10 protein-coding genes are annotated in these 12,597 nt (G+C 72.0%); 6 read left to right on the top strand and 4 right to left on the bottom strand.

The window, feature by feature from the left end:
- Window position 1: 1 nt before the first annotated feature.
- The 3 genes from ABZS37_RS21925 to eccCa form a co-directional block, all read right to left on the bottom strand.
- A complete protein-coding gene (locus ABZS37_RS21925; protein ID WP_355171595.1) occupies window positions 2–280 on the bottom strand; it encodes a WXG100 family type VII secretion target in 279 nt (92 codons plus the stop codon).
- Window positions 281–305: 25 nt separating this feature from the next.
- Window positions 306–614 carry a WXG100 family type VII secretion target gene (locus ABZS37_RS21920; RefSeq protein ID WP_354992552.1) on the bottom strand — a complete coding sequence of 103 codons (309 nt, stop codon included), beginning with the start codon at window positions 612–614 and terminating at the stop codon, window positions 306–308.
- A 206-nt stretch (window positions 615–820) separates the two neighbouring features.
- Entirely contained in the window at window positions 821–4,786 is a 3,966-nt protein-coding gene (gene eccCa / locus ABZS37_RS21915) for a type VII secretion protein EccCa (protein ID WP_355171593.1), read from the bottom strand.
- A gap of 166 nt (window positions 4,787–4,952) precedes the next feature.
- Between eccCa and eccD the strand changes: the two genes are divergently transcribed.
- Window positions 4,953–6,350, top strand: a complete 1,398-nt coding sequence (gene eccD / locus ABZS37_RS21910; protein ID WP_355171591.1) for a type VII secretion integral membrane protein EccD — start codon at window positions 4,953–4,955, stop codon at window positions 6,348–6,350.
- Between the two features lie 22 nt (window positions 6,351–6,372).
- On the opposite strand, the gene ABZS37_RS21905 is transcribed toward eccD, so the two are convergent.
- Complete coding sequence (locus tag ABZS37_RS21905; protein WP_355171589.1) at window positions 6,373–7,452, bottom strand: type VII secretion protein EccE; 1,080 nt, start codon at window positions 7,450–7,452, stop codon at window positions 6,373–6,375.
- Between the two features lie 269 nt (window positions 7,453–7,721).
- Here ABZS37_RS21905 and eccB point away from each other — a divergent pair, with 269 nt between their 5' ends.
- The 5 genes from eccB (at window position 7,722) to ABZS37_RS21880 (ending at window position 12,591) form a co-directional block, all read left to right on the top strand.
- Window positions 7,722–9,323: a type VII secretion protein EccB gene (gene eccB / locus ABZS37_RS21900; protein ID WP_355171587.1), complete on the top strand. Its 1,602-nt coding sequence runs from the start codon at window positions 7,722–7,724 to the stop codon at window positions 9,321–9,323.
- A gap of 46 nt (window positions 9,324–9,369) precedes the next feature.
- Window positions 9,370–9,780, top strand: a complete 411-nt coding sequence (locus ABZS37_RS21895; RefSeq protein ID WP_355171585.1) for a hypothetical protein — start codon at window positions 9,370–9,372, stop codon at window positions 9,778–9,780.
- The gene (locus ABZS37_RS21890) at window positions 9,773–11,074 is read left to right on the top strand and encodes a hypothetical protein (RefSeq protein WP_355171583.1); all 1,302 of its coding nucleotides are present in this window, start codon (window positions 9,773–9,775) and stop codon (window positions 11,072–11,074) included. Before ABZS37_RS21895 ends, ABZS37_RS21890 begins: the two co-directional genes overlap by 8 nt.
- A gap of 244 nt (window positions 11,075–11,318) precedes the next feature.
- Window positions 11,319–11,639 carry a hypothetical protein gene (locus ABZS37_RS21885; protein ID WP_355171581.1) on the top strand — a complete coding sequence of 107 codons (321 nt, stop codon included), beginning with the start codon at window positions 11,319–11,321 and terminating at the stop codon, window positions 11,637–11,639.
- A 154-nt stretch (window positions 11,640–11,793) separates the two neighbouring features.
- The gene (locus ABZS37_RS21880) at window positions 11,794–12,591 is read left to right on the top strand and encodes a hypothetical protein (RefSeq protein ID WP_355171579.1); all 798 of its coding nucleotides are present in this window, start codon (window positions 11,794–11,796) and stop codon (window positions 12,589–12,591) included.
- Window positions 12,592–12,597: the final 6 nt, after the last annotated feature.

The raw sequence follows: 12,597 nt of genomic DNA, 5'->3' as shown, positions 1-12,597 counted from the left end.
CTCAGCCCCACACCTTGGAGTTGCTCATCTCGGTGGAGACGTAGTTCTCACGGGCGATGCCGACGGCGCCGCCGATCTCGTTCAGGATCCGGTTGATGTCCCGGACCGCGGTGTCCCACTTCGCCTGGTGCTGCTCGTAGGCGACCCGGTCCTCACCGTCCCAGTGCAGCTTGGACAGCATCGACCGCAGCGTGTCGAGCTTCTCGTCGATGGTCTTCGAAATGGCCAGCATCTGCTGGTTGCTGCTCTCGAGGACCGCGTAGTCAACTTTGATCGTCACGATTTCCTCCTCTGCTCGCTGCGGATCACGGGTTGAGAGCAGAGTGGAACTTATCCAGCATCTGCTGCTGCTCTTCGTCGTTGACCTGGTGCGTCGTACCCGACTTGTCGAGCAGTTCCGCGATGTTGTCCATCGCCGTCAGCAGCTTGACGGTGTCCTCGTTCCAGCGCGTCATCAGCGACTGGAAGCCCGTGGACGCCTGACCCTTCCACGCCATGGCCAGGTCGTCGACCACGTTCCACAGCTTCTTCAGCTCGCCGTCGACCTCGCTGCGCGTGGACCGCACGTCACTCGCGGCGGTATGCAGAGTCGCAGCTTCGACCTCGAACGCCATGCTTCACACCCTTCCGTCATGTTGTGGTGGCGGCTTCGCCGCACTCCTCCCCCGCGGCAAGGCACCAACACCCCACCGACGGACACTCCAGTGAAGACCGTAGCGGAACCTGTCCAGCCCCCGCAGCCCTGACCGGCACCGTTCGATGGATGGTGGTGAATCGGACCGGGATGGTCCACCACGTCCTACCGAACGACCCACCCCACTCAGGACGGCTCGGCCCAGGCGGTCTGGATCAGCTGCTGGCCGTCGCGGCGGCGGACGAGGGTGCCCCGGCCGGGCGGTTGCGGGCTCGGTCGCAACGCGCCGAAGACCGCGCCCTCCTCCCGGTTGCCGGACATCAGCAGGCCCGGCGAGTCCAACTCGCGCAACCGCTGCAGCACCGGCTCGTAGAGCGCCCGGGACACCCCACCGACCCGACGCGTGATGATCAGGTGGAGACCGATGTCGCGGGCCTGCGGCAACAACTCCTGCAGGGCGCTGAGGGGGTTGCTCCCACCGGAGGCCACCAGGTCGTAGTCGTCCACCAGGATGTACAGGTCCGGACCCTTCCACCAGCTGCGATCGCGCAGCTGGGCGGTGGTCACGTCCGGACCGGGCAGCCGGTTGGACAGCGCGCTGCGGATCGAGCCGAGCCCCTGTGCGAACGCCTGGTTGGACGGGGCGTAGTCGAGCAGATGATCGCCCTCCACCGCCCCCAGCAGGCCACGACGGTAGTCGGCGATCACCAGCCGGGCCTGAGCGGGCGTGTATCGCTCGGTGATGCCCCGGGCGATCAACCGCAGCAGGTTGGTCTTGCCGCACTCCGCGTCGCCGAACACCGTCAGGTGCGGCTCGTTGGTCAGGTCGAGGTAGACCGGCGCGAGCGCCGACTCGTTGACACCAATGGGCAGACCGGGCGCCGACCGGTCGATGATCCGGACCAGCTCGGTCACCGGCAGCCGGCGCGGCAACAGCCGCACCTTCGGCGCCGGGCGGCCCGGCCAGTTCGCCGCCACGTGCCCGGCCAGAGACAGCGATGCCTCGCTCAGGTCCTCGATGTCCCGACGGCCGTCGACCCGCGAGATGGCGGTGAGGAAGTGCAGCTTGTCCCGGGTCAGGCCGCGACCGGGCGACTTGTCCGGCACGTTCATCGCCGCGCGGCGGTCGATCTCGGATTCGGACGCGTCGCCGAGGCGCAGCTCCAGCTTGGTGCCGAGCAGATCCCGCATGTTGATCCGGATCTCCGCCCACCGCATCGCGGTCAGCACCACGTGCACGCCGAAGCCGAGGCCCCGGTTGGCCAACGTGGTGATGGTCTGCTCCAGCTCCTCGTACTCCTGGCGCAGCGTGTTCCAGCCGTCCACCACCAGTAACACGTCACCGAACGGGTCATCGGCGAACTCACCGGCGGCCCGTCGACGACGGTAGCTGGCCACCGAGTCGATGCCGTGCTGGGCGAAGCGCGCCTCCCGGTCATCCAGGACGGCGACCACCTCAGCCACCGTCCGGCGCACCGCCTCGACGTCCCGCCGACCGGCCACCCCGGCCATGTGCGGCAACCGCTCCAGGCTGCGCAGCGCGCCGCCGCCGAAGTCCAGGCAGAAGAACTGCACCTCACGTGGCGTGTGGGTGAGCGCCAGCGAGGCGAGCAGCGTACGCAGCATCGTGCTCTTGCCACTCAGTGAGCGGCCCACAATGACCACGTTGCCGCCGGCCCCGGCCAACTCGACCATCATCGGGTCACGGCGCTGCTCGTACGGGCGGTCCACCACACCTACCGGCACGGTCAGCCGCCCGCGCCCGGCCCAGGAGGCGGTGCACAGCCCGTAGGTCGGGTCGACCGCCAGCGGGCCGAGCAGCTCGCCCAGGCCCGGCGGGTCGGCCAGCGGCGGCAGCCACACCTGGTGTGCCGGGCGGCCCCGCCCCTTGAGCTGGTCGATCAGCACGTCGAGCATCGCCACGGCCTTGCCGTCGGCCGGCTGCTCCGGCTCCGGCGCGGTGTCCACCGGCATCTGCGGTGTCTGCGCCGGAATGAAGTCGAGACCGTACGGCACGATCCGACGCTGCACCAGCGCCTGCGAGGCGGAGGCCTGCTGCCCCGGCGCCCGGTACGCCCCCGACACGTACGCCGCCCGGAACCGCAGCATCGTGCTGGTGTCCGTCTTCAGGTAGCCGTGGCCCGGCGCGTTCGGCAGCTCGTACGCGTCCGGCACGCCGAGCACGATCCGGCTCTCCACGGCGGAGAAGGTACGCAGACCGATCCGGTACGACAGGTGAGTGTCCAGGCCGCGCAGCTTGCCCTCTTCGAGCCGCTGGCTGGCGAGCAGCAGGTGCACGCCGAGCGACCGGCCCAACCGGCCGATCATCACGAACAGGTCGATGAAGTCGGGCTTGGCGGCGAGCAGCTCGCTGAACTCGTCACAGATGATCAACAGGCTGGGCATCGGGGCCAGCGGCTCACCGGCCGCGCGGGCCTTCTCGTACTCGAAGCGGGAGACGTAGTTGCCGGCGGCCCGCAGCAGCTCCTGCCGGCGCACCATCTCGCCAGCGAGCGCGTCGCGCATCCGGTCGACCAGCGGCAACTCGTCGGCCAGGTTGGTGATCACCGCGCTGGTGTGCGGCAGCGCCTCCAGCGAGGCGAACGTCGCGCCGCCCTTGAAGTCCACCAAGACGAAGTTCAGTTCCTCCGACGAGTGGGTCACCGCCAACGCGGCCACCACCGTACGGAGCAGCTCGCTCTTGCCGGAGCCGGTCGCACCGATCACCAGACCGTGCGGGCCCATGCCCTCGTGCGCCGACTCCTTGAAGTCGAGCTCGACCACGTTGCCGTCCGGGCCGACGCCGAGCGGAATGCGCAGCCGGTCCCGGTGACCACGCGGTCGCCAGGTGTTCTGGACGTCGACCGTCGCGGCGTCTCCCACGCCGAGCAGGTCCGGCAGTTCCGTGCTGCGGGCCAGCGGCTCCTCGTTGCTGGTCTGCTGCTGGGAGAGCCGGTAGGGAGCGATCTGCCGGCTCAGCCCCTCGGCGGCCTCGGCGCTGAGCTGGTCGGGTCGACCCAGCGGCGACGACGAACTGCCCCGGACCAGGTCGAGCGAGCTTCCGTCACCCACGTCGAGGCAGAGCAGCCAGCGGCCGGCATCGCGCGGCACCGTCCCGGAGAGGTCGATCACGGTGGTGCCGAGCAGGCCCGGGCCCATCAGCTGGCAGGTCGGCGAGATCTCGCCCCCGTCGATCACCACGACCAGGTGCGGGGCGGTGGTCAGCGGCTTGGCCTCCGGGGCGAACCGAGGCCGCCCAGCCAGCTCAGCGGTGAGCGATGCCTCGGTCTCGGTCAGACTGGCGAAGACCAGCCGGCGTGCGCCGGCGGCGTCCGTACGGCCACTGTGGTGTGCGTGCGGGAGCCACTTCACCCAGTCCCAGGAGGACTGCCGGTCGGGCGCGGCGACCACCGCGATCACCAGGTCGTCCGGGGCGTGGAAGGTAGCCAGCTGACCGAGCGCCGCCCGGGTCAGGCCGAGCACGGGCTCGCGGTCGCCGCGGAGCACCACCCGGCTGAACGCGCGCACCGACAGCGCGGTGGGCAACTCGGGCACGGTGGAGTGTGCGCGGACGAACCGGCGCAGCGCGATGGCGCTCATCGGTTCCAGGTCCTCCACCGGCTTCGTCTCCGGTGGGACGATCTCCACAGCGAGACGCTGCGGGCCGAGCGCGATCCGGGTCTCGCCGAAGTCGTCCTCGGTGATCCGCCGCTCCCAGAGCCGCCGGGACGCGGCGATCGACCAGAGCGCGTCGGGCTCCGGGTGCCGCCAGGCCATCGCCGCACGCTGCTGCTCCGCGGCACGCCGGGTGCGCTTGCGCATCTGGGCCAGGTAGCGCATGTAGTCGCGGCGGTCGGCGTTCAGCTCGGCCTTGTCCTTGCCACCGCTGTTCGCCAGCGACCCGATCGCCATGCCCAGCATCGACACGCCGAACAGACCACCGGCGACGTACGTCATCATGCCGCCGCCCTTGCCGGCATAGAGGAACGCCATCGCGCCGACCCCGCAGAACATCGGCAGGATCATGAGCAGCTGCCCCATCCCGCGGGGCGCCGGCTCGGGCAGCTCCGGAGGAGTCTCCAGCAGCACCTCGCCGCGCGGTAAGGCCGGTCCCGGTTGACGCGGGAGCCTGCGGAACACCACCGTGCTCACGGCTGTCTCCTCCCCAGAAGCGGCCCTGATGACGTGCCGCCGCGGACCTGAGCCCGCGGGTGGGCATCGTACGTGCCCGCCATCGTAGGTAATCTGCCGTGGGCGCGGTGGACCCGCACCGCGGCATCGCGGCCAGCCCATCACAGACGCACACCTGGAGGCCACTGTGGCGACGAAGACGGCGACCGGTGGTCTGAGCCGGATCACCATCGTGGCTCCGCGTACCCGGATGGATCTGGCGCTGCCATCGGACGTGCCGATGGCCGACCTGCTCCCCACCCTGCTGCGCTACGCCGGGGAGGACATGGCCGACGAGGGTGCGCGGCACGGCGGCTGGGCTCTGTCCCGGTTGGGGGGTGCACCCCTGGACGGCGGGCGTACCGCTGCGCAGCTCAGCGTCCGTGACGGTGAGGTGCTCTACTTCAACCCCCGGTCCGCGGCCGCGCCGGAGATCGTCTTCGACGATGTGGTGGATGCGGTCGCCACCGCGACCAACCAACGCCCCGGTGCCTGGCAGGTCGACGCGACCCGGTCCTTCGCGGTGGTCTTCGCCGCTGCGGCGCTTGGCGCCGGCGCGCTGGCCGCGCTCTTCGCGGGCCCTCCGCACCTGCCCGGCGCGGTGGCCGCCCTGCTGGTCGCGGTGACGTTGTTGGTAGGCGCGGCGGTGCTGTCCAGGGCCGCCGGTGACAGCCGCACCGGCGCGGTGCTGGCAATGGTCGGCCTGGCATATGCCGCCACCGGCGGCCTGCTGCTGCTCGCGGGTGATCGACCGCTGACCGAGCTGGCCAGCGCACACGTCCTGCTCGGGGCGACCGCGGCGGTGATCGCCGGAGCGGTGGCCGTGCTGGCGGTCGGCGACCGGTACCCCCTCTTCTTCGCCGCGATCGGGGTGCTAGCGGCGACCGGCCTGGGCGCGCTGCTCTGCCTGGTCCTCGGCCTCGATGCGCCGGCCTCCGCCGCGGTGGTGGCGGCGGTCGCGTTCGGCATGGTGCCGGCGCTGCCGATGGCGGCCTACCGGCTGGCCCGGCTGCCGGTGCCATCGATCCCGACCGGTCCGGAGGACCTGAAGACCGACAGCGAGTCGGTGGACGGCCGGCAGGTGCTCCAGCAGAGCGAACGTGCCGACCAGTTCCTGACCGGTCTGCTGTGGACCGTGTCGTTGCTGGTGCTGGGCGCGCAACTGGTGCTGGCCCTGGACGGCCGCCTGTCGGCGGTGCTGCTGTGCCTGGTGCTGGCCCTGCTGTCGCTGCTACGGGCCCGACCGCTCCTGGGCCGCGCCCAGCGCACCCCGGTGCTGCTGGCCGGCACTGGAGGGCTGGGTCTGGCCGCTGCGGCCACCTTCGCCGGTGGGTCGCTGCCGGTCCGGCTCGGCCTGATCCTGGGCGGGCTGGTGCTGGCCGCCGTGGTCAGCCTGATCTACGGTCTGAGCGTCGCCGGTAAGCGCATCTCACCGGTCTGGGGCCGGTTGCTCGACATCGCCGAGATCCTGCTGATCATCTCGCTGGTCCCGCTCGCCTTCTGGGTGTGCGGCCTCTACGGCTGGGTCGTCAACCTCCGGCCCTGACCGCGTGTTCCCGCCCCGGCGGTCAGCGCGGTTGCGGGCGGGTGGAGACACCCAGCGCCGACGCGACCGGCGCGGTGGCGTAGACGCCCGGAGCGTGCTGACCGTCCATGGGTCGGGTGGACGTGCCCACCCGTTGCACCACCTCACGGACCACCTTGACCAGCGCCTCGACGTGGTTGTCCATCGCTGCGACCCGCAACAGCGGCGCCGCCACCCGACCGTCCATCGACACCGTCGCGGCCACCGTGTGCGAGGGTGCCGAGGTCGCGGTGATCGCGTCCACCAGCGGCCCGAGCGGTGCGTCCGAACGACCCCGCAGGGTCATGCAGCGGTGTGTCCAGCCGCCGCCGCGCAGCCCCCGCCAGGTTTCCGCCGGCGCCTCCGGCACCAGGTCCAACCCGGCTGCCGAGACGATGGCCGTGCGCAGTTCCTCCCGGCCCAGCGGCCGGTGGGTCAGGCCCGCGGAGGTCAGCGCCTTGCCCAGCCGACCGATCCCCGCAGCCACCGTCCGGTGCACGCCGGGCAGCCCGCCGCCCCGACTCACCGCCTCCACCCGGGCATCACTGACGGTAAGCCGCAGCGCCACCCAGACGGTCCGGTGCGCCGCCGGCGGCGCACCGGGTGCCGGATACCAGACCAGGGTGTGTGCGACCACCTGGGCCCGGGAGACTGGCGCGCTGAAGTCCGTGAGCACCCGCAGTGCGCGGTCGACAGTGGACGCGTCCACCGAACCGACCGTGGCGCCGGTGGCGGACTGCAACGCGACCGCGGCGAACCAGCCCTGGTCGTCCTGCCCGATGCCGAGCCGGGTGCCCCGGTCGGTCAACTCGATGACGCTCAGCTCGGGGGCGAGCGCAGCCAACCGCGGGTCCGTCGCCGTGTCGCCGGCCAGTGCGGCCGAGGCGCGTTCGACGCGTCGCCGCAGCCGCCGGCGCAGCAGCAGATCCTCGAACCACCAGCGGCCACCTCGGCGGACGAAGGCGGCCAGGACGATCAGCACCGCCACGGCGCCCACCGTGGCGAGCAGCCAGCTGGGCCCGGCCGTCGCGGCCCAGACGCCGACCACGCACAACTCCAGCACGACGAGCTGCCCGACGAGCACGGGGCCGATCCGCCCACGGCCGGGCCGTTCCGTCGGCGGCGTCGACCGCGTCGAACCGTCGGACGGGCCCGTGGCCGATCGGGCGGGTCGCGCCTGAACCTGCGTCATCGCTGACTGTCCCTCCTGCACGGTACGGCTCTGCGCCGGGTTGGTCCGGTGCCGGCCACGGGCGGCGGTCCCGAGGAACCGCCGCCGGCCCCTTATCGTAGGGAAGCCCGCGACGGCACCCCGACCTGATCGTCGCGGATCCACCCCGCCGGAGGTAAGTCATGCGGACCCGCCGCGATCAGGTGCAGGCGTACCGCTTCGTCACCCGCCGGATCGTCTCCGCGTTGCTGTCGGGCGATCCGGAGACCACCAACCTGCCGATGCGACGGCTCGGCATGGCGGTCTTCGGCAGCGTCATCACCGCCGCCGTGGTGCTCGGTGGGGTGGGTGCCTACGGCCAGTTGACCGGAAACACCGCGCCACTGCAAGACCAGACTCTGGTCATCGAGCGGGAGACCGGCGCGACGTACGTGTTCCTGAACGGGCAGTTGCTTCCGACGCTCAACTACACCTCGGCCCGCCTGATCCTGAACAAGCCGGACGCGGAGGTGCGGACGATGTCCCAGGCGTCGCTACGGGACCGGCCACGCGGGCGCACCCTCGGCATCGTCGGGGCACCGGACGCCCTACCGGACCGCAAGTCGCTGACCGGGCTGCCCTGGTCGGTCTGCGACGTGCCCGACCCGGTCGACACGCAGCGTTCCAGCACCCGGGTGGTGATCGACCGGGCGCTGCCGGGCGGCACGCCGCTGGGCGACCGCTCGGCGCTGGTCGTGGTGGACAACCAGCTGCACCTGCTGACCAACAACACCCGACTCCAGGTGCCCGATGGGGAGCGGACGATCGCGGCGTTGAAGATGTCCGGTGCCGCGCGGCTGCGGGTCGGGCAGCAACTGCTCAACGCCGTACCGGCGGGGCCACCGCTGCGCAAGCCGTTGCTGCCCGGCGAGGGTGACCGCAGCAGGCAGAGCGTGGCCAACCGGACGTCCGTCATCGGTCAGGTGTTCCGGGCCGCCGGACGGCACTACGTGCTGACCGAGGAAGGTCTCGTCTCGATCAGTGAGATCACCGCCCTGCTGATGGTCAGCGGCGGCGGTCAGATCACCGACATCACCCCGGACCAGGCCGGCGATCTGTACGTCAATCAACGAGTCGAGGAGGAAGGGCTGCCGCCGACGATGCCCACCCTCTACCCGGCCCAGTCCGGTCAGACCGTGCTGTGCGCGACGTACCGGGCGGGCACCGCTGGCGGCCCGCCGACCACCACCCTGGAGGTCTTCGACCGGGCGCCGGCTGAGCTGACCGCGACTGATCCGGGCCCGGTGCCGGTGCGACAGACCAGACGGGACGCCGTACGCACCGCCGAAGCGGTGCTGCTGCCCGGCGGGAAGGGTGTCATCGCGCAGGCCTCGCCCGGTGCCGGGACCAGCGGATCCGGTGCCGCCGGGTCGACGGTCTACCTGATCAGCCCGCAGGGCATCCGGTATCCGCTCGGTTCGGCGGAGACGCTGGCCGTGCTCGGCTACGGCGGGATCACCCCGCTGGCGGTGCCCGGCTCGCTGCTCGCACTGATCCCGACCGGGCCCACCCTGGACGTCGAGGACGCGTTGAAGGTCTTCTCGCCAGACGTGCCGGCGCCGGCCGCACGGACAGCCGCCGCACCGTCGTCCCCCACGCCGTCGTCCGCCGCGCCGTCGTCTCCCGCGCCGTCGTCCGCCGCACCACCGTCAGGGTCGACGCCATCCGCTCCGGCCAGCGGCGCTACCCCGACCGGCGGGGCGGGCGGTGGGATGCCCGTCGGATCGACCGGTGCCGACGGCTGAGCAGGTTTGACGGGTCGCACGGAGTCGCAGCGGTGGACTAACCTGGATGTCGCTGACGGTTGTCAACCAGAACGACGGGGATGTTGCCATGACCGGGCGTACGGAAGTTGACCTGCTGTCCCTAGAGGACTTCCACCAGCACCTGGCGTCGCGGTTGACCCAGGTGGAGTCGGTGCTGCGCAAGCTCAACACCGAGATGCAGTGCCGCCCCCCGGCGTTGGGTGCGTTCTTCGACGCCACCGACAAGGCGCGGCGTTACAGCGAGGTTCACCAGTCCTACGTCGACCAGGCGGAACGGGTCCGGCAGGCGGTGCTGGCGGCACAGCAGGCGACCAGCACGATCCTCACCAACTACCGCACCACCGAGGCGCGTAACGCGGCCAACGCCACCGATGTCACCGCCGCGCTGAACGGGGTCGACCGGGCGTTGCAGCCGAAGGAGGACGGGCGTGTCTGAGTACACCCAGCGCTACGAGGGCAGCAGCCACCAGCAGCTGTACGACGGTGTGATGGCCGGCAAGCCGGAGCAGATCGAGGGCGTGGCCGCCCAGTGGGCTGAGCTCAAGGGCGTCCTGGACGGTTTCGGCCGGGAGCTGAGCGGCGACCTCGAGAAGCTCGGCAACACCTGGACGGGCTCCGCAGGTCTGGAGTTCCAACGGCGACTCAGCCTGATCGTCGTTCACACCGACGCGTTGGGCGAGGGGATGGCCGGCGTCAAGCAGGGGCTGACCCTGATGGCCGACCATCTGCGCACCGCCCGCAAGCAGGCCGAGAGCCCGGAGGAGACCGACGACAACGACCAGTTGATCTCCGGCGCGATCAAGGGTGCCGCCTTCGGTCTGACCGGCGCCCTGATCGGGGGCGTGGCGGGTCACCAGCAGGACAAGGCCGAGCAGGAGAAGGCCCATCAGCGGATGGTGACCGTGGTGGCCGAGTTGGCCAGCGGTTACGAGCTCTCCGCCTACGACCGGGTGGTCGATCCACCCCTGCCTGACCCGGACACCCCGGGCAAGATCAGCAAGGATTCGACGACGCCGCAGAGTGTCCCGGCCATCGCCAAGGTGACTGCCGGACCCACCAGCACCGGTGTCAACGCGCGCACGGGCGGCGCGACCGTCGCGACATCCAGGCGCGCTGCGCCGCCGCCGGGCCCCGGCGACGGCTCGATCCTCGGCGAGAACGCCCCGGGCACCGGTGGCACGCCAGCCGTCGCCACCGGCCCGGTCGGCACCGGCAGCGCCTCCGGTCCCAGCGGCACCTCCCTCGCCGGAGCAGACCCGCTGATCGGCGGCGCGCTGATCGCGGGTGGTGCCGCCGGGCTGGTCGGCCTGTCCGGGCCGACCACGGTGGCCGCTGGCGCCAGCGGTGGCCCGGGTCTGCTCTACGGAGCGCAGGGCGGGGCACCGGCCGGCGGGGTGCTGCGCACCGCCGCGCTCGCCGGTTCGGGCAGCACGCCCACCCCCTCGGTCCGTCCGACCGGTGGTGCGACCCCGGCTGAAAGTCGCTCCGCCAGCGGGATCGGGCGCAGCATGGACGGCCAGCGCGGCGGCCAGGCGGCCACGACCGGCCGCAACGCAGGTTCCGGCCGCGGGGCGGGCGGCAGCGGTGCCGGGCGGCCCGGGGTGCTCGGCGGGCACGGTCGATCTCAGGACGACGACTCCGATGAGCGGCTGACCTGGTTGACCGAGGACGAGATGGTGTGGCGGGACGGCGGGAAAGCAGCGCCCCCGGTGCTGGGCACCGGCGACTGAGCACGATGCGCCGCCGTTGATCATCATCACCGGCGGTGCCACCCGAACGATGCGCGGTGCCCTCGACCGGAACGATCCGGCCGGGGGCACCGTCTTTCCCGGGGCGTCGGTCGGTGACGTCCACAGTGCGCATGGTGGTGGCGGTCACGCCAGACCGGGCCGTCGCCGTGCTGCGACACGTCGGGGCGGGCGATAGGTTGGTCGGGTGTCGTCCGCAGCGTCTGTCCGCCCAGCCCGATGGGCTGTGCTGCGGTCACTGCGGGAGCTGACCCGGCTGGCGGTCACCGCGCTGGTGCTCGCGGTCGGCCTCGGTGGCGCCCTCGCCGCGACCCCACCGCCCGCCCCGACGCAGCTGCGGCCCAGCGCCGTGAGCAGCCGGGTGGCCACTGTCCGCCCCGATGCCGCCCCGGCCACCGAGCGGGCTGCCCAGCCCGCTGCCGCCCGACCGGTTGACACGGTCGACACCGCCGCGCCGGCCGGTCCGGTCGCTGCGGGCCAGGAGCATACGCCGGCCATCGATCCCGGCCGTGGCACTCCTGCGCGACGCGGCCCGCCCACCCGCTGATCCAGGCCCGGCGATCCCCGGGGCCCGGTCCCGGGTAATCCGTCGCGGCACCTGAGTCGACGCCGACGGGATCACCCCGCCACCCGGCCGACCGGTGCTGTCGGGCTCCTCTTTGCCACCCGTCGAACCCGCCTTCGAGCGCGAGGTGCTGATCATGCAAACCATCCTCTCCACCGTCCTGCCCGACCTGTCCCGGGCCGCCGTCATCTGGCTGAGCCTGCTCGGGGTGGTCGGGGTCGCTGTCTCCGTTCTCCTGCTGCGCCCCGGCCGGCTCCGCCTCGACCCCGGCGCCCGGATCCGCCGCGCTGCCATGCCGAGCCAGTTCGAACAGGCGCGGGAGGAACGGGAGCAGAGCCGCTACGCGCAGGAGGTCGCGGTGGCAGCCGAGCGGGCAATCACCACCGCTCAGCGCCGTCGGGCGGAGTGGGTGGCCGCGCAGGAGACGGTCGAGGCAGCCTGGCAGGCGTACGAGGCGGCCGAGGCGGCCGTGCGGCGGCTTGGCGCGGCAACCGCGATGCCGCTGCCGCACACCGCCCAGACTCCGGCCGAGTACGTGGACCGCGAGCGCTACCTGCACCGTGCCGCGCTGGACGCGTACTGGCGGCGGGAGCTGTCGGTGGAGCAGCTCAGCGACGTCTTCGCACACCGCGACGGCTGGGACCCCCGGCTGCACCCGGTCGAGCAGGAGCTGGTGCTGCAGCGGGCGATCCGGGAGAATCTGGCGGCCAGGCACACCACCGCCCGCGAGCAGGAGCAGGTGGCGTGGCGGGCGGCGGAGTTGGCCGTGGCGGCGGCCCGCAGTCTGCGCGAGGAGGCCCATGCTGCCACCGGACGACGGGTCGCGGAGTCGGCGTCGGTGCTGCCGCTCAGCGAGGTTGCCCGACCGTCGGTTGAGCAGACCCGGGAAAACACGGTGATCGCCCGAGGCCGCGCGACGGTGCCCGCGTTCTGATCCGCG

Source organism: Micromonospora sp. NPDC005413 (genome assembly GCF_040606435.1).
In the GTDB taxonomy this organism is placed as follows: Bacteria; Actinomycetota; Actinomycetes; order Mycobacteriales; family Micromonosporaceae; genus Micromonospora.
This window is presented reverse-complemented; position numbering and strand designations above follow the sequence as displayed.

Excerpts from the sequence above, each read along its gene's own strand:
- ABZS37_RS21920 (WP_354992552.1), bottom strand. The coding sequence starts at position 614 with ATGGCGTTCGAGGTCGAAGCTGCGACTCTGCATACCGCCGCGAGTGAC.
- ABZS37_RS21895 (WP_355171585.1), top strand. The coding sequence starts at position 9,370 with ATGTCGCTGACGGTTGTCAACCAGAACGACGGGGATGTTGCCATGACC.
- eccB (WP_355171587.1), top strand. The coding sequence starts at position 7,722 with ATGCGGACCCGCCGCGATCAGGTGCAGGCGTACCGCTTCGTCACCCGC.
- ABZS37_RS21880 (WP_355171579.1), top strand. The coding sequence starts at position 11,794 with ATGCAAACCATCCTCTCCACCGTCCTGCCCGACCTGTCCCGGGCCGCC.